This window comes from Streptomyces sp. NPDC002463 (assembly GCF_042889835.1).
In the GTDB taxonomy this organism is placed as follows: Bacteria; Actinomycetota; Actinomycetes; order Streptomycetales; family Streptomycetaceae; genus Streptomyces; species Streptomyces nymphaeiformis.
In genome coordinates this window covers 401,649-421,220 of sequence record NZ_JBIARL010000004.1, presented here as the reverse complement: position 1 = coordinate 421,220, position 19,572 = coordinate 401,649, and the positions used below count along the sequence as shown (strand labels likewise).

The 19,572-nt window shown below is 71.8% G+C and carries 12 protein-coding genes and 2 pseudogenes; 8 read left to right on the top strand and 6 right to left on the bottom strand.

All coding sequences use genetic code 11. From position 1 onward, the window contains the following. The first annotated feature begins 177 nt into the window (after positions 1-177). Positions 178-762, top strand: coding sequence for an ATP-binding protein (locus tag ACFYX3_RS12185; RefSeq protein WP_389011499.1), 585 nt, complete (start codon positions 178-180; stop codon positions 760-762). A gap of 151 nt (positions 763-913) precedes the next feature. Here ACFYX3_RS12185 and ACFYX3_RS12180 read toward each other — a convergent pair whose 3' ends face one another. Then, a complete protein-coding gene (locus ACFYX3_RS12180; protein WP_389011496.1) occupies positions 914-1,663 on the bottom strand; it encodes a site-specific recombinase in 750 nt (249 codons plus the stop codon). A gap of 205 nt (positions 1,664-1,868) precedes the next feature. Then, positions 1,869-2,636 carry a dienelactone hydrolase family protein gene (locus tag ACFYX3_RS12175; protein ID WP_389011493.1) on the bottom strand — a complete coding sequence of 256 codons (768 nt, stop codon included), beginning with the start codon at positions 2,634-2,636 and terminating at the stop codon, positions 1,869-1,871. A 524-nt stretch (positions 2,637-3,160) separates the two neighbouring features. Between ACFYX3_RS12175 and ACFYX3_RS12170 the strand changes: the two are divergent. The 6 genes and pseudogenes from ACFYX3_RS12170 to ACFYX3_RS12145 all read left to right on the top strand — a co-directional run. Beyond that, positions 3,161-3,442, top strand: a pseudogene (locus tag ACFYX3_RS12170) (transposase); the annotation flags it as partial. Between the two features lie 127 nt (positions 3,443-3,569). Continuing rightward, positions 3,570-3,932: a MarR family winged helix-turn-helix transcriptional regulator gene (locus ACFYX3_RS12165; RefSeq protein ID WP_389011565.1), complete on the top strand. Its 363-nt coding sequence runs from the start codon at positions 3,570-3,572 to the stop codon at positions 3,930-3,932. After that, on the top strand, positions 3,929-5,689 hold the full coding sequence (locus ACFYX3_RS12160) for an MFS transporter (protein ID WP_389011490.1): 1,761 nt from the start codon (positions 3,929-3,931) through the stop codon (positions 5,687-5,689). The genes ACFYX3_RS12165 and ACFYX3_RS12160 overlap by 4 nt, the downstream gene beginning before the upstream one ends. A gap of 186 nt (positions 5,690-5,875) precedes the next feature. Further along, on the top strand, positions 5,876-6,460 hold the full coding sequence (locus tag ACFYX3_RS12155) for a S1 RNA-binding domain-containing protein (RefSeq protein ID WP_389011562.1): 585 nt from the start codon (positions 5,876-5,878) through the stop codon (positions 6,458-6,460). A 148-nt stretch (positions 6,461-6,608) separates the two neighbouring features. Then, positions 6,609-6,875 (top strand): annotated as a pseudogene (locus tag ACFYX3_RS12150) (IS5/IS1182 family transposase); the annotation flags it as partial. A 23-nt stretch (positions 6,876-6,898) separates the two neighbouring features. Further along, positions 6,899-7,153, top strand: a complete 255-nt coding sequence (locus tag ACFYX3_RS12145; protein ID WP_389011577.1) for a hypothetical protein — start codon at positions 6,899-6,901, stop codon at positions 7,151-7,153. A 97-nt stretch (positions 7,154-7,250) separates the two neighbouring features. Here the strand turns inward: ACFYX3_RS12145 and ACFYX3_RS12140 are convergent, their stop codons facing one another. The 4 genes from ACFYX3_RS12140 to ACFYX3_RS12125 all read right to left on the bottom strand — a co-directional run bounded on the left by ACFYX3_RS12140 (position 7,251) and on the right by ACFYX3_RS12125 (position 18,885). Further along, positions 7,251-7,658 carry a hypothetical protein gene (locus tag ACFYX3_RS12140; protein ID WP_389011487.1) on the bottom strand — a complete coding sequence of 136 codons (408 nt, stop codon included), beginning with the start codon at positions 7,656-7,658 and terminating at the stop codon, positions 7,251-7,253. A 19-nt stretch (positions 7,659-7,677) separates the two neighbouring features. Continuing rightward, positions 7,678-15,093: a polymorphic toxin type 27 domain-containing protein gene (locus tag ACFYX3_RS12135; RefSeq protein ID WP_389011484.1), complete on the bottom strand. Its 7,416-nt coding sequence runs from the start codon at positions 15,091-15,093 to the stop codon at positions 7,678-7,680. A gap of 675 nt (positions 15,094-15,768) precedes the next feature. Further along, complete coding sequence (locus ACFYX3_RS12130; RefSeq protein WP_389011481.1) at positions 15,769-17,373, bottom strand: FAD-binding oxidoreductase; 1,605 nt, start codon at positions 17,371-17,373, stop codon at positions 15,769-15,771. A gap of 276 nt (positions 17,374-17,649) precedes the next feature. Beyond that, positions 17,650-18,885, bottom strand: coding sequence for an MFS transporter (locus ACFYX3_RS12125; RefSeq protein ID WP_389011478.1), 1,236 nt, complete (start codon positions 18,883-18,885; stop codon positions 17,650-17,652). Between the two features lie 161 nt (positions 18,886-19,046). Here ACFYX3_RS12125 and ACFYX3_RS12120 point away from each other — a divergent pair, with 161 nt between their 5' ends. Continuing rightward, entirely contained in the window at positions 19,047-19,505 is a 459-nt protein-coding gene (locus ACFYX3_RS12120) for a MarR family winged helix-turn-helix transcriptional regulator (protein ID WP_389011475.1), read from the top strand. Positions 19,506-19,572: the final 67 nt, after the last annotated feature.

Genomic DNA, 19,572 nt, shown 5'->3' with positions numbered 1-19,572 from the left:
ACGTCTCGCGACTGCTCACCCGCATCCTCCACGAGCTCAGGGACGGCCTCCTCCAGGACGACGCGGCGACCGACCGCGCGAGCGGCTGAACCGGGAGAGAACGGGCGGGGGACCCGACAGCTGCTTCCGGATCCTGCGGAGGCCCCGGAGCGGCGTGGGAGGAGACGGGTGAGCGTCATGGGACGCCGGTTCCGGGTGGACGAGGACGCCGCCACCGCGCTCAGAGCCCCGGACGGATGGGGTTCGCCGGATTTCGCGCCCCACAGGGTTCGCCGGGCCGAGGCGGGGCAGCCGCCGCACATGACCAGTCCGCGCATGCGGCCCTCGACCGCTCGTTCCCGCCGGTACGAGTTGACTGCCGGTGACGGAGTGGTGCGGGAGTGTCGCGAACTCACGGAGCGGGCCCTGAGCGACTGGTTCGGGCCCGCCGGGCAACCGGGGCAGGTCGCCGCCGAGGACGCCCTGCTGCTCGTCTCCGAGGTCGTCACCAACGCCTTCACCCACGGGGGCGTCCCGTACGAACTGCGGCTCGACCGCACCGACGGCCGGCTCTGGGTGCAGGTCAGCGACACGAGCCCGGTACGACCCAGGCCCCACGGCCCGCACCACGCCGACCGCCCCTCAGGGCACGGTCTCTACCTCCTCGGACGGCTCGCGGACGCCTGGGGCTGCGTCCCCCGGGGCAGCGGCAAGGCCGTCTGGTTCGAGGTGGAGGTGCCGCCCCGGGCCGGGCGCGCCTCGCCGACCGGAGTGGAGTGGTGACGAGGGGCCCCACCGGCTCCGCACACGTTCCGCGATCACCCTGTGCGAGGTCCCCGTGACAGGGTCTGGCCGCCCGTCTGCCGCTCGGTCAGCGTCGCCGGCAGGTCGACCGAGGGCCTCCCGGTCGTCCGGGTGGATGCGCTCGCGGACCTCAGCGAGCGGCCCGGTACCTCGTCCGAGACCGGCAACCGAGCGGGCCGCGGGTACGGCGGGCGATGAGGCGGGGCAGGAGCTGGGCGGTGCCGGACTGCCGGTGGATCCACTCGGTCGTTTCGCCCTTGGCGGTGATCCTGCCGCGCTTGTCCTGCGGGTAGCGGTCTTCCACGTTGAGGCACAGCACCTCGTCGGCCCGTGCGGCGGACTCGTGGAGCATCTTCCACCGCGTCTTCTCCCGCAGCGCGACGTCGAGGCGCCACAGGGCGGCGACCTGGTTCTCCGCGAGAGCCTTGGTGCGGTCCGGCGGCGCCGGCCGCCGCTCGATGCCGATCGTCGGATCGCACTCGATCCAGCCTCGGCGCTGCCACCAGCCGATCGCCTTGCGCGCGATGGACAGCTCCCGGTTGACGGTGTCGGCGTCCATCTCGTCCGCCCGCGCCGCCGCCGGCTCGGCCAAGACCTCCGGCAGCGCCGGGTCGTCGATCGTGGCGACGGGGAAGACGGGCGGTTTCGCGCCTCGGCGGGCGGGTCCGGTCGGCGGCGGTTCGCCTGCGAGCGTCCATCCCCACGTCATGAGGGAGATCCGGTGGATCCGCGCGGAGGACTTCGCGATGCCCGCGCCGATGAGGTACCGCTCGACCGCCGCGGTGTACGACGACGGCGGGGCGGACAGAGGTACGACCCGAGCGCGCGGCAACCGAAGTGCGCCCCCGCTCTCGAGTTCGGTCACCGGTTCGGTCGTCACGCCGTCCCGCCCTTCCGGTACCGCCGCAGTGCATGCGTACACCTCGCCCCGGCGGCCGGATTGGTCCGCCGCAGGTCGCGGTGATCACGGCAGGGGCTCTGCCTCAGTGAATCCGGCATTCACTGCGGTAGTTGTGCATACGTCTCCGCGATCGGGTAACCGCCCGAATGCGTTTCTGCTGTGCGGACTTGAGGGGAGTGGACCGTCAGTGCCCGGGGCCGGCATGCTCACCTGGGTCATGCCCCGGGTCCTCCGTCACGGGCAGGCACTCGGCGAGCAGGTCGACGACGTCGCGCCAGGCACGCTGCGCGTGCCGTGGGTGGTAGCCGACGCCGGGGACCACGGGGTGGTCGACCGGCGGGTGGTGGAAGGCGTGCAAGGCGCCGCCGTAGACCGCGAGGCGCCAGTCGACGCCCGCGGCCTGCATCTCAGCGGTGAACGCGTTCCGTTGTTCGGGCGGCATGATCGGGTCTTCCGACCCGACCCCGGCCCACACCGGGCAGCGAATGCGCGCCGCCTCGCCCGGTCGACCCGTGGTCAGTGCGTTGACCGTCCCGATCGCGCGCAGGTTGACGCCGTCGCGCCCGAGTTCCAGCCCGACGGCACCCCCCGTGCCATAGCCGACGGCGGCGATCCGGTCGGGGTCGGTCCGCGGTTCGGTGCGCAACACATCGAGCGCCGCATGGCCGATGCCTCGCATCCGCTCGGGATCAGCGAGCAGCGGCAGGCAACGGGCCAGCATCTCCTCGGGGTCGCTCAAATAGCGCCCGCCGTGAAGGTCGAAGGCCAGCGCCACATATCCCAGCTCGGCGAGAGCATCGGCCCGACGGCGCTCGACGTCGCTGAGCCCCATGCCCTCCGGTCCGAGCAGCACCGCGGGCCGGCGGTCGACACCGGCCGGGAGCGCGAGGTGCCCGATCATCGTCAAACCGTCGGCCGGATACTCGACCGTACGCGTCGTCATCGTCGTCATGAGACTGGACTGTAGTGATCGTCGAGCCCGGTCCGGCCGGTGTTCTGCCGCTGGCAGAACAGCGCGGGTATCCCTCTGAGACACGGCGAGGGCCCACGAGAACCGCCACAAACCCCGCCCCCTCGGCAGCGCTACCGGATCACCTGCCCGGGCCACGATGTCGGAGGCCGGCCCTCGCAGCAGGATTCCGGGGTACACCGGCCCGCTCCCGTGAAGGGCGTCACCAGCTGGTTCCCTCACGGCTCAGGCAGCCTGCCCGGGACCGGCGGCGGTCAGGTCCTGCTCGCGCAGCGGGGTGAAGTCGACGTCGAGTTCCGGGTCGTACGCCTCGGGCCGGATGCCGAGTTCGCGGGTGCCGTACTCGCCGAACCGGTTGATGTGTTCGGTCAGGTACGGCGAGATGTGCGCCAGGTCTTCCGGGTCAGACTCTGTCGGGAATCTCGAGGACGGACAGTAAATGATCGTGACGTTGCGTCAGGCTTGAGGGCTTCACCGCCTGGTACCCGCGCGACGGCCGCCCCGGGCTCTCGCCCGCTCAGCCGGCCACCGTCTGCGTGCTGCAGTACGCGCTGAACCTGTCGGACCGCCAGGCCGCCGAGGCGGTGCGCTGCCGCATCGACTTCACGTACGCCCTCGGACTGGAGCTGGAAGACCCCGGCTTCCGCCGCAGCGTGCTGTCCGACTTCCGCGACCGGCTCGCCGAGGGCGACCGCGCCGACCGGCTGCCGGGCCTGGCACTGACCCGGATCCGGCGGGCCGGCCTGCTCAAGGGGCGCTCCGACCGCACCAGTCGACCATTTACATAAACTATGAATATAAAAACGCTATGCTTCGAGCATGAGTCGTCAAGACACCGCTCCTGGCGCGTCCGCCGCCATCGGGGCAGCCCTCTACGGCCTGGCCACCCGGGCCGCGAGACGCCTGCCCCGGGACATGAGCCTGACGTCCGCCGCCACCCTGGCCACCCTGGACCGGACCGGACCGCGGCGCATCACCGATCTGGCCGCGGTCGAGGGCGTCACCCAGCCCGCGATGACCGCCCTGGTCCGGGTGATGGAGGAGTCCGGCCTGGTCGAGCGGCGGGGCGACGCGTCCGACAAGCGGGTCACGCTGGTGTGCCTGACCGAGGCCGGCGCCTCCTATGTCCGGACGCGGCGCCGGGCGGGCGCCCACGCGTTCGAGCGGTTGATCGGCGAGCTCACCGACGACGAGGTCGAGGCGCTGGTGGCGGCCCTTCCGGCGCTGAAGCATCTGGCAGAGCTCGAAAGCCAGGACCGTGAAGGGCCGAAGCAGTGACCGGGCAGCCGGTCGGCGGGGGCGCGGTGAAGGCGTTCCCGGTGGCGCGTTCCGAGGCGCGGCTGCTGGTCCCCGCCCTGGTGTTCATCGCTCTGGTCGTGGCGGCGGTCGCCAGCCTCGGGACGCCGCTCATCACCAGCGTGGCGACCTCGTTCCACGTCTCGCTCGGCAGCGCGCAGTGGACGCTGACCGTCGCGCTGCTCAGCGGCGCCGTCGCCACGCCGGTCCTGGGCCGACTCGGAGCCGGCCGGCACCGGCGGGCCACGATCCTCGCCACGCTGGCGGTCGTCGTCGCCGGCAGCGCGCTCACCGTGCTGCCGCTGCCGTTCGCGTGGCTGCTGGCCGGCAGGGCGGCCCAGGGCGTCGGGCTCGGGCTGACGGCGCTGATGATGGGCGTGGCCCGGGACCACCTCCCCGAGGAGCGCAGCGCGGCCGTGATCGCCCTGATCTCGGTGGTCTCGATCATCGGGGCCGGCGTCGGCTACCCGCTGGCCGCACTGCTCGCCGAGCTCGGCGGGGTACGGGCCGCCTACGGCCTCGGCCTGGTCGTCACCGCCGCCGCCCTCCTGACCGCGTGGCGCTCCATGCCCGAAGCCCCCGAAGGCCGCTCCGCCCACGTGGACGTGGCAGGCGCGGTCGTCCTGGCCGCTGCGCTGCTCCTGGTGCTGTTCCTCGCCGGCGAACGGAATCTGTGGAGCCGGCACCTCGCCGTGGCGGCGGGCCTCGCCGTCGTCGCGGTGGTGCTGCTCTGCGTCTGGGCCGTCATCGAGCTGCGCAGCACGACGCCCCTGGTCGATGTGCGAGCGGTGCGGCACCCGGCGGTCGCCGGGGCGAACCTCGCCATGTTCGTCGGCGGGATCGGCATGTACCTCCTGCTCACGCTCATCACCCGGTACGCGCAGACGCCGCACGGCGCCGGCTACGGCTTCGGGTTGACGACCTTCGTCGCCGGGCTGGTCCTCATCCCGTTCTCGGTGCTGGGGTTCGTCGCCGGCAAGCTCACGTCGCGGGTCCGGACGCGGATCGCCGGCCCCCTGCTCCTGGCCGGCAGCGCCGTCGTGGTCGGCGGCGGGTTCGCCCTGTTCGCGGCGGCCCGGTCGGACCTGGCCGAACTGTTCGCGGCGATGGGCGTGCTCGGCTTCGGCGTCGGCGGCTTCTCGGCCGCGATGCCCGGCGTCATCCTGGCCGTCACCCCCAGGAGCGAGACGTCGAGCGCCATGAGCTTCAACTACGTGGTCCGCAGCGTCGGTTACTCTCTGGGCAGCGCCATCGGCGGCCTGATCCTCGCCGCGGGCACCGGCCCCGGCCGCCTCTTCCCCGACGACAGCGCCTACACCACCGCGGCGCTGGTCGGCATCGGCGCCATGGCGATCACGACGCTGACAAGCCTCGCTCTCGCCCGCCGACGCTCGTCCGAGACCAACCCGTACGTCAGATGCACTCGTCCCCACACTGGAGGTTCCATGCCCAAGGGCTACTGGGTCAGCGTCTACCGCACCATTTCAGACCCCGAGAAGCTGGCTGCTTACAACAAGCTGGCCGCTCCGGCCGTCAAGGCCGCGGGCGGTCGGACCTTCGCCCGTGGCGGTCGGGTGGTGGCGCATGACGCCGGAACCGCCGAGCGCACCGTCCTGGTCGAGTTCGACAGCTTCGAGCAGGCCGTCGCGGCGCACGAGAGCGCCGCCTACCAGGAGGCGCTGGTCGCCCTCTCCGACGGCGTCGAGCGCGACTTCCGCATCGTCGAAGGCATCGACTGACCGAGGTCCAGCCGGACCTTCACTGAAGAGCAGCAGGATTCCGGGGTACACCGGCCCGCTCCCGTGAAGGGCGTCACCGGCTGGGACTTGTCCGGCCGATCATGGTGCCGGCTGCTGAGGCATGGCGGGGGCTGCAGCTCGTCGAGGGCATGGTCGGCCCACGACGTGGTGTGCCAGGGTGGCGGCATGGATTGGCAGTCTGAGAGCCCGGGACTCTGGGCGTTCCTGGAGTCCCTGCACCGCGGCGACATCCTGTCCGGCACCGTCGCGGCGATCGAACGGTTCGGGGTCTTCGTGGCCCTGGACGACGGGCCTGCCCATCCCCTCTTCCCCGGTGTCGGGTTCATCGGCGTCCCCGAACTGTCATGGCGGCGCATCGACGCTGCCACCGATGTCGTTCAGGTGGGCCAGCGTGTCTCGTGCGAGTTCATCCAGTTCGACACCTACAACGCGGAGGCCAGACTGTCCTTGAAGGCACTGGAGCCCGACCCCCTCCAGGCTTTCGCCGACCGCACAGCGGTGGGCCAGGAACTCCGCGGGACGGTTGGGAAGGTGCTTCCCTTCGGCATCTTCGTCGACCTCGGGGACGGGATTGTCGGGCTGGTCCCTTTCAGAGAAGTCCACGGCCGCCCTGCGGTGAGTCCGGTGGAAGACTTCGAGGTCGGAGAGGAGATCGCCGTCGTCGTCACGGAAATCGAGCCGCCGACCCGCCGGGTCTTCCTCTCCCGGCCGCAGGGTGGCCGGCAGGAAGGTGTCGCGCCGGCCACGTGACGGTCGGCGTGCCCAAGCCGTTGATGTGGGCATGGGGCGGGGTGATCTGAGTGATGCCGAGTGGGAAGGGCTGCGGCCGTTCCTGCCGGTCAGTGACGGGCGTTGTGACAGGTGGCGGGATCACCGGCAGGTGGCGGGACCATCCCCGCGATGCGGTGACGCTTACGCCCAGCTTGCCGCCGGATTCGGTATCGGGATCGCGACTGTTTACAGCCCCATACACGAGGCCGTCGAAGTGCCGGCCGACCTCGCACCCACCCTGGCCGAGGCCGGGCACATCACCCGGAGCAAGGCGTTCGTGATCCTGGACGGCACCCTGCTGCCGATCGACCGGATCGCCACCGACACCCCGTACCACTCAGGCAAACACCAACGTCACGGCATGAACGTCCAAGTCCTCACCGATCCTTTCGGGCCGAGCAGAACGCCATCCGGGTCATGGACGAACTCGGCGCAGCGGTCACCGCCTGCCCCAAGGGCTTCAAGGCCCTCGGCCTCACCTACCGCAAGGTCGAGAAGCTGCCCGCGCCGAAGCCGGGCGATCAGGCCGTGGCGTACCGGATCACCGGCGACATCAGGAAACAGAAGATCCCGATGACCTACGCCGGCGTCCGCGGCGGCGTCAACATGCTCGACCCGAATCACGCGGCGATCCCGGAAGCGGTCGTGAAGGCCCAGCTCGACCGGCTCTGAGCCCTTACGCGAAAACCCGTACACGGAGGAAGGGGGCCTCCCCGGTGCACAGAGCACCGGGGAGGCCCCCTTCCTCATTCACTCAGGCGGCAGACGGTCAGCTGACGTGTCCCGATTCCGCCGGGAACTCCGGCGGCCAGGGGCCGTCGTACAACGACTCCCGTTCGCCCATCAGGGCGTACTCCGCCTCCCGCCAGCTCGGATGGGCGCTGACGACGAAGCTTTCGCCGTCCGGATCCAGGATCCAGGTGTAAGCGGAGTCCTCCGCCGGAATGCCGTGCCGTTCGCTGAGCACGCCGAACTCGGCGGCGGTCGCCCGCCGGATGTGGAGCCCCTTCCGGTAGAGGGGCTTGAGGAACATCAGCTCCACATGCCCGAAGCAGACCTCGACCCTGGTCGTGGTCCCGTCCACCAGCGTGGCCTCACTGGTCAGGAAGAGCAGGCGGTGCGAAGGGAGGAAACCGGTGACTCTGAAGAGCCGCCCCTCCCGGATGAAGTCCGTCATGCCCACCATCTTCTTCTCACTACTCCACCGGCGTTCCGTTGGCGTACGTCAGCTTCTTCGGGAACACCTCCTCGAACACCGGCTTGCCCGCGTCGTCGAGCACCGGCTTGCCCGCCGCGTCGAGCTTGGTCATGTACCACTTGATGGACGCCCAGTTGCGGTACTCCATCCGGAGGGCCGCACGGAGCTTGGTCATCTCCCATGCGGTTCCGTAGCCGCCCTTCTGAATCGCCTCCCAGTCGTTGGGCGTGATTCCTTCCCCTCGCTGCAGAAGCAGGTTCAGCGCCTCATCGGCGTCCTTGGCACCCGCGACACCGTCCAGAGACACGGAGAGCTTCACGTTGGGATTGATCACTGCCCGCTCCACTCCCACCGTCCACAGGGCGCGAGTCCCCATCCCCATGCTGGCCGGCATTTCGGTGCCGTACACCTTGTTGTTGAAGGTGTCCGCGCCGCCGCCGATGAACTTGGCCAGATCGTCCGAGTGGGGGTTGACTCCGAGGACGACGTGATCGCCGTCCTTGACTATGTCCTTGAGGACCTCCTGGCACTTCTTGACGACGTCTTCGTCGGCCGACGCGGTGGAGAACGACGCCGTGGAGAACGACGCGAGCTTGAGGGTCGCGGTGTCCGCGAGCTCGCATGCCTCGCCGACCTTCCGGAAGATCCGGCTGATGATGCCCTGAACGGCGGCCTCGGTCAGACCGATGGTGCGGAGCGCCCGGTAGGCGTCCATGAACCCGATGCCCGTCCTGAGCGCCGCGTCCAGCGCGTACACCGCGGCCTTGCCGGCCCGGAAGAGCGGGCCCGCGACGAACCAGCTGGCCGCCCACGCGCAGTCGCCCCAACTGCCCGACTCGCCGCCCGGCGTGATCTTCTGGGCGCAGCCGATGAAGTCGCCGAGCAGGACGTCGACCGGGTCGATCCCCGAGTTGAACTCGACCATCGACAGCGTGTAGCTGAGCTGCTCGGTCCTGGGGTCCGTCACCTCGCGGCCGAGGTAGACCGTGTCCGCCTGCGGGCAGCGGCCGAAGTACGTGTCGGGCGAGGCCACGCACATGTACACGTCGACGTGCGACTTGTACGTGATATCGGCCGTGATCTTGCAGTCCCCGATGTGGATGATCGGGTTGCAGTTGTCCTTCTTGACGTTCTTCGGCTCACCGATGTACTCGATGTGGTCGAGGACCACCCACACGTCGCCGATCCCGGTGGTGACGCCCTGCGAGATCTGCTCCTTGTCACCGGTCGTCTCGGTGCGGTCGGCGGCGGCCTGGGCCTCCTCCGCCGCTTCCCGCGCGTGGGACGCGGCCGTCTCGGCCGCCGTCGCGTCGTCCTCCGCCTTGGTGGCGGTGGCACGGGCGCTGGCGGCGTCCTCCTCGGCCTTGGTGGCCGCGGCGCGGGCCGAAGCGGCGTCCTTCTCCGCCTCGGTCGCCGCCGCGTCCGCCGCCGCCGCGTCGGACTCGGCCTGCATCGCCGCCGACCCCGCCGCCATCGCGGCGGTTCCGGCCGCCGTGGCGTAGCCGTCGGCACGGCCCGCCGCAGCCTGGGCCCCCTGAGCCTCTTCAGCGGCCTGGGTGGCCGAGGCCTGGGCCCGCTGGTACGCCTTGGCCGCGCGGGACGCGTCCGCAGCAGCGGCCGCGGAGGCCTCCGCAGCGAGCTTCATGTCCGCCGCCGCCTGCGCGGCCAGCGCCTTCGCCTCGGCGGACATGCCCTCGGCCTGGTTCGCCGTGGCTGCCGCAGCGGCGGCCTGCTGCTGTGCGATCGTCAGCGACTGCTGGCCGGTCAGCACCGCGAACGCGGCCGAGCTGTCGACCTCCTGGAACGGGCCGCCGAGCGCGATGGCCTCGTTCGCCGGCTTGGTCACCGCGGCCGCGGAGTCACGCGCCGCCAGCGAGGACTGCACCGCCGCGAGCGCCTTGCCCGCGGTCGTCGCCGCCCAGGACGCGGTCTGTGCCGCCTCCGAACGGGCGGCCGCCGCCTCCGTCTTGGCGACCTTGGCCGCCGCGGAGGCCTTCTCCGACTGCTCCTCGGCGGCCTTCGCATCAGCCGCAGCGTCTTCCGACGCGTCGATGGCCTCGGCCGCCGCCGCATGCGCCGCGGCGGCGGAACCGGCCGCGACCCAGAAAGACGCCCAGGCACTGTCGGACGCCGCCCTGGCGCGGGACGCGGAGCCCTGCGCCTTGGTGGCCGCCTCACGGGCGCTGGTGGCCGCGGCCGTGGCCGCGTTCGCCGCCGCACGCGCGTCGGTGGCCGCCGTCGTCGCCTCGTTAGCAGCGGAACGGGCGTCGGTCGCCGCAGTGCGCGAAGCGGTCGCCGCGTCCGTACCCTCGTCCGCGGCGGCCTTGGCCTCCAGGGCCGCCGCCTTCGCGTTCAGCGAGTCCCGCCGCTGCTCGGCCTCACGAGCCTTGTCGCGGGCGGCGACCGCGTCGCGCTCCGCCTGCTCGGCGACAACCCGCTTGGACGCGGCCGTGGATCCCGCCGCCTCGGCCGAGGCGCGGGCGTCGCTCGCGATCCGGCCCTGGGCGACGGCGTCCGCCTCGTGGCCGGCCGCCTTGTCCCGCTCGCGCTCGGCGGTGGCCCGGTAGGCCGCCGCGTTGGCGCGCTCCAGCTCGGCGACGGCACGCTGCGCCTGCGCGTCGGCCGCCGCCTGCTTGGCGTCCTGTTCCTCCGCGAGGGCCTTCTCCTTGGCCTTCTTCGCGGTCTCGGCGTTCGCCGCGGCCGAGGCCGCGTAGGCGTCGGCGCTGTCCGCGGCGGCCTTCGCCTGGGCGGCGGCCTCCTGCGCGGCGATGCGACGGAACTCGGTGTTGACGGCGTGCGCCTCGGTCTTCGCCAGCGCCAGCAGCGCCTCGGACGTCGACACGGTGGCGTTCGCCGCGTTCAGCGCCGTCTCGGTCGCCTTCGCCGCGGCCGTCGCGGCCGCGCCCGAGGCGCGGGCGACCTGCACCGACTGCCGGGCGTACATCAGGCCCCGGCCACGCGGCACCTCGGCGGCGTCCGCGATCGCCCAGGCCTGCTGCTGCCCGGTCACCGCACGCTGGGCGGCGGCGTTGGCGGCGGTGGCCTGGTCCTTGGCGGTGGTGACCAGCGCCTGGACCTTGCCCCGGGCGTTCGCCAGATCCGCCTTCGCCTGGTCGAACAGGGCCTGCTCCGGCTTGAGGATGTTGTCCGGATCGGCCTCCAGCTGGTCGTGCCAGTACTTCTGCCAGCGCAGGATCTGGTCCGCGCGCCACGCCTGGCCGATGGCCTCGATCATGGCATCGGTGGCGGACCGGGTCGCGGCGGCGGCGTCCGCCTCCGCCTGCATGATGACGGCGCGCGGCGCGGCCTGACCGGCGTACTCCGCCTCCCACTCGTACGAGGCCTGGGAGACCGCCTCGCTCAGGGCGTTGCGCGGGTCCACCGGGTCGGCGTGGTCACACGCGGACCACGCCTGCTTGAGGTTCTCCACCTCGACGCGGAACTCGGGCGTCCCCTCGACGGGCTTCTTGTCGAGGAAGCCACCGTGCCGCAGGTAGGACGCGACCTCGCTGGCCGTGGTGCCGTCCGCGTACTCGGTCCTGTTCACACGGGAATCCAGCAGCATGAAGTCCGCGGCGAAGTCGCGCCAGGGGTCCTTGCCGCGGTTCTGCTCAGTGATCTCCCGGGCCCTGGCGACCGCCTCGGGGCTCGCGTTGGTGTGACCGTCCCAGCCGAGACGTGCGGACACCTTCGGCTGGGTGGACAGCGTGAACTCGAGGACGTCGGCGCCGAAGCGCGGTGCGTGCAGCGTGATCCCGTCGTCGAACGAGCTCATCGCGTACGGACGGTTGGCGTCCTCCAGAAGGGCCTCACGTGCCGCGAAGGCGTCCCGGTAGGCGTAACCGGCCCGCCGGTCCTGCTCGTAGGCCTGCCCCAGAGGGAAGAACCCGATCCAGCCGACATCGCCGACGACCGCCTGCAGGTCGTCGTTCGTACCGGTCAGAGCCTCGATGGCCCTGGCCTTCATGTTCGCGCCGCCCGCGTGCAGGGCGACACCCGCGAGACACCGGTTGAGGCGCGGGGCGCCGCGCACGTCACGAAGGACGGCCGTCAGCTCGTTGAGCCGGCGCAGCGCGTCGTCGGCGTCGCGGAAGATCGTCCGCATGCCGTCGGAGACCTTCTCGATCGCCTGCGCGAGCGCGGGAATACGGCCCACGATCACGGCGGACGACGGGACGTCGACCAGCGCCCAGAGGCACTGCTCGACGTTCGAGGCCGGCAGGCACTGCTTCACCTTGGCGGGGTCGAGCTGCTCGAAGAGGATCTGCCCGCCGTTGACGGTCGCCCACGCGACGACGTTCACGGAGACGGCCGCGAGGCCCTTCCGGTAGTCGTCGACACAGGTCTGGCCACAGGCGTCGAGGAGGATCTGCTCCTCGCGCTCACCGAGCGCCGGCCAGTTGTTCGCACCGCCCTCGATCGGCGTGACGCCCTCGGCGAGCGCCTCCTTGTGCGCCGCCTCGTTCCGCGTCTGCTGCGCTTTCTCCGCCTGTGCGGCGGCTTCCTCGGCGGCCGTGCTGTCGCCGGTGGCGTCGGATGCCTTCGACTCGGCTTCCTTGGCCGCCCGTTCAGACCCGGCCGCCTTGTCCGCGGCCTCGTCGGCGGCCTCGCCCGCCCGCCCGGACTTCTCGTTCGCCTCGGCGGCGTGCCGCTCGGCGTCGGTGGCCTCGCGCTCGGCCTCGGTGGCCGCGTCGCTCGCCTCGTCCGCGGTGAGGCGGGCGGACGCCGCGTCGTTCCCGGCCTGATCGGCGTGGCCTGCGGCGGCGTCGGAGGCGGCGGTGGCGCCCTTCCGCGCCTCGGAGGCCTCGGCCGCGGACGCCTGGGCGCGGGTCACGGCCTCGACCGCGCGCACCGAATCGGTCGCCGCCGCTGCGGCGGCCTCGGCGGCGAGCTTCGCGTCGCCCGTGGCCCGGGCGGCGGTCTGTTGTGCGGACTCCGCGGCCGAGGCCGCTTCGGTGGCCTTGGCCGCGGCTGCGGCGGCCTGCTGCTCCGCGATCGTCCTCGACGACTGGCCGACCAGCATCGCGAACGCCGCCGAGGCGTCCTTCTCCTTGTACGGCGAACCGATGGCGAGGACCTCGTCGGCGGCGGCGACCGCGTTCGTCGCGGCGTCCCGGGCGACGAGTGCCGCCTGGCCGGCCGCATGGGCGCGGCCCACCACGACGCCCGCCGACTTCACCGCTTCGGCGGCGTCGCTCTCGGCGGCGGCGGCTTCCTGCCGGGCCTTCTTGGCGAGCCCGTCGGCGTTCTTCGACGCCGTGGCGGCGTTGCCCGCACGGATCGCCGCGTCCCTGGACGCGTCGAGGGCGGTGGCGGCCGCCGCGCGCGCGGCGGAAGCCGCCTTGATGGAGGAGTAGTACGCCGACCACGCCTTGCTCGCGTCGGCCTCGGCCCGCTTGGCCGCGCCCTCCGCCGTGGTGGCGGCCGAACGGGCGCTGACGGCGGCGGCGGTGGCCTGGTCCGCGGCGGTCTGCGCGGCGGCGGCGGCGTCCGCGGCCTGGTCGGCGGCCGTACGGGCCGCTACCGCGGCCGCGCGGGTCTCCGCGGCGGCCGCCGTGCCCTCGGCGGCCGCGGCAGCGGTCTCCAGCGCCGCCGCACGGGCCGCTGTCGCCTGCTTCGCCTGTGCGGCGGCGACAGCCCTCTCCCGGTCGACCTGGGCGGTCTTGGCCTTCTCGTTCGCGAGCTTCCGCTTCGTCGCCGCCTCGGTGGCGGCGGTCCCGGCGGCCGTGTCGGCACTCTTGGCCGAGGCCTGCTCCGTTGCGGCCCGCTGCTCGGCCTCCTGCGCCTTGGCGCGCTCGGCGGCGGCCTTGGCACGGGAGGCGACAGCGGTGGCCTGCTCCGTCTGGGCCTTGGCCCGCTCGGTGGCGGCGGTGCCGGCGGCGGCCTTCGCCTTGTCGCGCTTGTCCTCGGCCGTCGTACGGGCGGCCTTGGCGGTGTTCGCGCTCTCGGCGGCGGCCGTGGCGTTGGCCTCGGCGCTGTCGGCGGCGGCCTTCGCCTGGGCGGCGGCCTCCTGCGCGGCCACCCGGCGGAACTCGGCGCCGACCGCGTGCGACTCGGTCTGCGCCTTGGCGAGCAGCGCGTCACTGGTGGCGACGGACGCGTTGGCCGCGGCGAGCGCGGTCTCGGTCGCCTTCGCGGCGGCCGTGGCGGCGGCCGCGGAGGCGCGGGCGACCTGCACCGACTGCCGGGCGTACGTCAGACCCCGGCCGCGCGGCACATGGCTCGTGTCGGCGACGGCCCAGGCCTCCTGCTGCGCGGTCACGGCCGTCTGCGCGGCCGTGGCCGCCGTGCCCGCGTGGGCCTGTGCCGACGCGACGAGGGCGGCGATGTTCGACCGGTAGCGCGCGAGGTCGGCGTCGGCCTTGTCGTAGAAGGCCTGGTCGGGCTTCTCGAAGATCGTGTTCGGGTTGGTGGCGAGCGTGTCCTGCCAGTACTTGCGCCAGGTCAGGATCTGGTCGACCGCCCATGCCTGGCCGATCGCCTCGATCATGTCGTCGGTGGCCTCGCGGGTCGCGGCGCCGGCGTCGGCGTCCGCCTGCATGATCTTCGCGCGCTGGCCGGCCTGGCCGGCGTACTCCTGCTCCCACTCGACCATGGCGGTCATCACGGGCTCGTTGAGCACGCGGCGCGGGTCGAACGGGTTCTGGCTGTCACAGGCGGACCAGGCCTGCTTCTGGTCCTCGACCTCGACGCGGTACTCGGGCGAGTCCTTGGCGGGCGCCACGGTCGGGAAGCCGCCGTGCTTCAGGTAGGCGGCGATGTCGGTGGCGGTCGTCCCGTACGCGTAACCCCTGACGTTGATCTGGTCGTCCGAGAGCATCCAGCCCGACGTCATGTCGTGGAAGGCGTCCTTGCCCTCGTTCTCCTTGGCCACCTCCTTGGCCTTGGCTATCGCCTCGGGGCTGGCGACGCTGTGCTCGTCCGAGCCCAGATTCGACATCCTGGCCTGGGTCTCCAGGGTGAAGCGCGTGACGTCGGCGCCGAACGCCGGCACGTGCCACTCCATGTCGTCGCTCTCCCACGCCGACCGGACGTAGGGGTCGTTGGCACCCTGCAGCGCGAGGCGTCGGTCCACGACCATGTTGCTGTACGCCTGGGCGGCGCGGCCGTCCTCGCCGGAAGCCTGGCCGAGCGGCCCGTATCCGATCGTGTCCGCACTGATGACGGTCGCGCGGAGCTCCTCCGGCGTGCCGGTCAACCCCTGGATGGCGCGCGCCTTCTGCAGGGGACCGCCGAAGTGCAGCGCCTCGGCGGCCAGACAGCGGTCGACCCGCCGCTGGTAGCCGACGCTGTTGCGCATCCAGCCGGTGTCCTCCTCCGGCACCGTGTCGGCCGCTGCCGGTACGGCCTGGACCAGGCCGGTCAGTACGGCCGAGGCGGTGAGGAGGGCTGTGGCGCTGGTGGTCCGGGCCACCAGGTTTCTGAAGCGATGTCTGCGTCTGCCGACGCCTCGGGCCCATGGCACTTCTGTGTCTGCCGATCTCTATGACGGTTCGGCAGCATCGGGTATGGAGGTCACAGGCCGCCGTGGAGCATTCCGGCAGGGCGATGCCTGCCTGCTCGGCGCCTCTCCCCCCATGAGACGCGGCTGCCGCTTACGCTGCGACGATGTCACGTCAGGTTCCGCGCGTGAAGATCAAGAAAACTCCGCGAACGCCGCACTAGACCTCACTGACGGACAAAGCGATCGAATCCTTGATCATCTCTTTGCCGCCGCGGGGGCTTGGGCATGCGACGTCGCATGGTGGTGTCTCGGGCCACCGGTCTGGCGGGCGCCTGCTCTTGCACGGCCGGCCGGCGCCACCTCGGCTTGACTCTGTCGAGGATCTCGAGGTGGTCGGCCCCATCCCCGACGAAGCGTCAGGAGCGAGGTCGGGACATCCCGGCCGTGCCCTTCCATGACGGGGACCTTCCTCGCACGAGCGGGGAGCAGTTCTCCTCCGAGGAGTTGCTCGCCGCCTCGGCGGCACCGTCCCCGCGCCCGTGCTTCTCCGGGGACACCGCAGGCTTCGCGGGGGCGGGCAGCGCACACCGCGCATCCGGCGGCGGTGGTTCGGGGTGCCGCTGTGTGACGACACCCCGCGTCGGTTCACAGAGCCTGGGGGAAGTCGAACATCCTGCCCGGGTCGTAGCGCCTCTTCAGTTCAGCCAGCCGGTGAGCGGCCGATCCGTAGTACGCGGAGCGCCAGTTGCTCAGATTCGCGTCCGTGTAGTTCTGGTACGCCGCGCCCGAGGCGTGCCGGCGCATCGCGGTGTGCGTGCCGTCCAGCCAGGTCGTCGCCGCCGCGCCGGCGTGACCGGCGGGCCAGGATGCGGTGTACTGCGCCAGGAAGCGCGAGTTGCGGTGTACGAAGGCGGTCGCCTGCGGGGAAACGCGGTTGACGGCGCCGCCCAAGGCGGTGAGCGCGATGGAGACGGCGCCGCTGTTGCTGCTGCGTCCGTGGCGTTCGACCTGGTCGAGCAGTGACCGGATGCCGTCGGTACTCAGTGAGCGGTTGAAGAAGTCCGAACGTGCCGCGTACGTCTCCCGCTGGAGTACGCCGGCGGGCTGCCGCCCCGGGGTTCTGCCGGGCAGGTGACACTGGGTGGTGGACTTCGTCGCGCAGCCCGCGTACATCCGCATGGTGTCGAGGTAGCCGCGGCGGCGCATGGTGATGCGGGAGGCGGCGCCGGGACCGCCGGCGCGGTCCGCCAGTCGGTCGACGGCGTTCTGCAAGGCGCCGTACGTGCCGAGTGAGAAGCAGCTGATGGAGACGGTGGGGGTCCGGCCGGCGACGGCGGACAGGTGCAGTGCTGACCAGATCTCGTCGGGCTGGGCGGGGCCCCACTCCTGCCAGGAGCGGAGTGCGGCGGCGGCCTTGGACCAGGGCCAGGTCATGTGCGCGGTGACGCCGTCGGCGGCCCTGTGGGTGCGGAACCGGAGTTCGGTGACGACGCCGAAGTTTCCGTTTCCTGCGCCGCGCAGTGCCCAGAACAGGTCGCTCTCCCGGTCCTTGGACACGTCGAGGGTCCTGCCGTCGGCGGTGACGATGCGGGCGCCGGTGAGGTTGTCGGAGGTGAGCCCGTAAGCGCGCGAGACCACGCCGTGGCCGCCACCGAGCGTCAGGCCGGAGATGCCGACCGTGGGACAGGATCCGCCGGGGATGGTGACGCCTCGTGCGCCGAGCTGGGTGTAGACGTCGATGAGCTTGGCACCGGCCCCGATGACGGCAGTGCCGGAGTCAGTGCGAATGGACTTCAGCGCGGAGACGTCGATGACCAGGCGTCCGTTGCCGCTGGACCAGCCGGCGTAGGAGTGCCCGCCGTTGCGGATGGCGACGGGGGTACCGTGGCGGCGTGCGAAGGCCAGGCACTCGGCGATGTCCGCGGTGTTGGCCACGTAGGCGACGGCGGCGGGGCGCAGACCGTCGAAGCGGGTGTTGTACAGCTGGCGGGCGGTGGCGTAGTCGGCATCGCCCGGACGTATCAGACCGCCCTGGAGGCCCCTGTCGAGCGCGGACCAGTCAGCGGCGCGGGGCGCGACCGGGCGGCTGCCGGCTGCGGCGGATGCGGGACCCAGGGGCCGTTGTCCGCTGGCGGCAGGGGCGGAACCGCTGCTGGGCGCGGCCCTCACCTGGCCGCTGCCCCAGCCCACCGCCCAGGCTGCGGCCGCCGTGTAGCCGGTACCCGCCGCGAGCAGTGTGCGCCGGTTCATGGTGGCCTCCGTTCATGATGCTCTGCTGTCGCTTAGGCAGAGTGCGAATGGGCGGCGGTGGTTCCGAGTGGTGGGCATTTGTGCTGCGGGCGTCCATGGAGCATCCCCGCCGGTGCGGGATGCGGCGGGTCCTGGAGGTGCTGCGGCTCATCGTGGGGAGAGGGGTGTTGCGGGACCCGGGAATTGTCGTGTGCCGGGTCCTGGACGGGCATGCGTGGGGGCCGCGCCCGCCGTCGGGGGGGTGCGGCCCTTGGACCGTGGGGTCGGAGTGGGGTGCTACGGGGTCTTCTGGTGGACCGGGGTGTCGGTGGCGCTCGGGGTGGTGTCGAGGGTGGGGAGTCGGGTGTCCGGTCGGCGGGTGCGGGCCCACATCGCGAGGGAGAGGAGCAGGGCGGTGGTGGTGGCCAGGGCGGCGGTCAGGGTGACGTCGCGGACGCCGAGGCCGAGGTCGATGGTGGTGCCGCCGAGCCAGGCGCCGAGGCCGTTGCCGAGGTTGAAGGCGGAGACGTTGGCGGAGAGGGCGAGTGCGGGGGCGGCGGCGGCCACGGAGAGGATGCGGGCCTGGAGGGCGGGGATGATGGAGAAGCCGGCGGCGCCGAACAGGAAGAGGGCGGCGACTGCGGGGATCTGGTGGGGACTGAACACCCAGAAGAGTACGAGTGAGGCCAGCAGGGCCGTCTGGGCGGTGAGCACGCCGCGCATGACGTTGGTGTCCGCGGCCCTGCCGCCGAGGATGTTGCCCAGGACCGAGCCGATACCGAAGACGATCAGCAGGATGCCGACCATGGCGGGCGCGAAGTGGCTGACGTCGCGGAGCAGGGGGGCCAGGTAGGTGGAGGTGGTGAAGACGGCGCCCTGGGCGAGGACGGTGATCAGCATGGACAGTTGGAGGCTTCCGCTGCGGAACACCTTCAGCTGGTCGCGCAGCGAGACGTCCTTCTCGGTGTCCTCGTCGTCCGTGGTGCTGAGGCCGCTGGGGACGAAGGCGTAGATGAGGGCGACGCAGGCCACAGCGAAGACGGTGATGAAGACGAAGGTGGAGCGCCAGCCGAACTGCTGGCCGATGAGCGTTCCGATGGGGGAGCCGAGGACGTTGGCGAAGTTGAAGCCCAGTGCGATCTTGGCCATGGCGGTCGCCTGCTTGTCCGGGGGGGACATGAGGGCGGCGACGTGCCAGGCCACGGCGGCGAAGGTGCCGTGGCTGAAGGAGGTGAAGATCCGCGCTCCCATCAGCATCCCGTAGTTGGGTGCCAGTGCCGCGACGACGTTGCCCACGATGAAGATGCCCATCAGCCCGAGCAGCAGGCCCTTGCGGGACCACTTGGCGGTCAGCAGGGTGATGATCGGGCCGCCGATGGTCACGCCCAGCGCGTAGCCGGTGACCAGGAGGCCGACCGTGGGGACGGACACGCCCAGGTCGGCGGACATTTCGGGGAGGATTCCCGCGATGGCGATCTCGGCGGTGCCCACGCAGAAGACCCCGAGCATCAGGGCGAGGAGGGGTAAGGGCATGGTGACCGAGCCTTTCTGGGGAGCGCTTTCAGATGCATTCAGTTGCATGTAAATGATGAACGAACACGAGGGTGCGGTCAACCTGCGCAAGGAGTTACGCTGGGCGACGTGACAGGCGGGTGAACAGAACGTCCGGCAAGACTCAGCGAAGGGCCGCACCGATGGAGACCTGGGGACCCGGCGGCGAGCTGGACGAACTCGCCCTCTGGCGGCAGCTGGCCCGCCTGATGGAGCAGGTCAACTCGGCGGCCAGCAGGCGGCTGGCCCGCAACCACGGAGTCTCCACCGGCGAACTCCTGCTCCTGCTCTCCCTGTCGGAGCGGCGGGACGGCACCCTTCGGATCTCGGAGCTCGTGCGGGCACTGGGCACCAACCAGCCCTCCGTCAGCCGGATGGTCGCCCGGCTCGAAGAGGCCGAGTGGGTCGTGCGCCGCTCCGCCGCCGACGACAAGCGCGGGGTGGACGTGCAGGTCACCGAGGCGGGCCGGCAGGTCGCCGGGGCGGCGGAGCAGACCCTGCGCAAGGCGCTGGCCGAGACCTTCGACGCGGCCGCGGTCAGCGACTCCACGGCCGCGCTCATCGCCCGGCTCCGGTACGCGCCGGCCATGCCGGTGGACTGACCCTCCCCCGTCCGCGATCCCCCCGAGGCCTCGGAGACTTGATTCCAGGCCGCCCATTTCCATGCAT

Excerpts from the sequence above, each read along its gene's own strand:
- ACFYX3_RS12185 (WP_389011499.1), top strand. The coding sequence starts at position 178 with ATGGGACGCCGGTTCCGGGTGGACGAGGACGCCGCCACCGCGCTCAGA.
- ACFYX3_RS12175 (WP_389011493.1), bottom strand. The coding sequence starts at position 2,636 with ATGACGACGATGACGACGCGTACGGTCGAGTATCCGGCCGACGGTTTG.
- ACFYX3_RS12165 (WP_389011565.1), top strand. The coding sequence starts at position 3,570 with ATGAGCCTGACGTCCGCCGCCACCCTGGCCACCCTGGACCGGACCGGA.
- ACFYX3_RS12155 (WP_389011562.1), top strand. The coding sequence starts at position 5,876 with ATGGATTGGCAGTCTGAGAGCCCGGGACTCTGGGCGTTCCTGGAGTCC.
- ACFYX3_RS12145 (WP_389011577.1), top strand. The coding sequence starts at position 6,899 with ATGGACGAACTCGGCGCAGCGGTCACCGCCTGCCCCAAGGGCTTCAAG.
- ACFYX3_RS12140 (WP_389011487.1), bottom strand. The coding sequence starts at position 7,658 with ATGACGGACTTCATCCGGGAGGGGCGGCTCTTCAGAGTCACCGGTTTC.
- ACFYX3_RS12130 (WP_389011481.1), bottom strand. The coding sequence starts at position 17,373 with ATGAACCGGCGCACACTGCTCGCGGCGGGTACCGGCTACACGGCGGCC.
- ACFYX3_RS12125 (WP_389011478.1), bottom strand. The coding sequence starts at position 18,885 with ATGCCCTTACCCCTCCTCGCCCTGATGCTCGGGGTCTTCTGCGTGGGC.
- ACFYX3_RS12120 (WP_389011475.1), top strand. The coding sequence starts at position 19,047 with ATGGAGACCTGGGGACCCGGCGGCGAGCTGGACGAACTCGCCCTCTGG.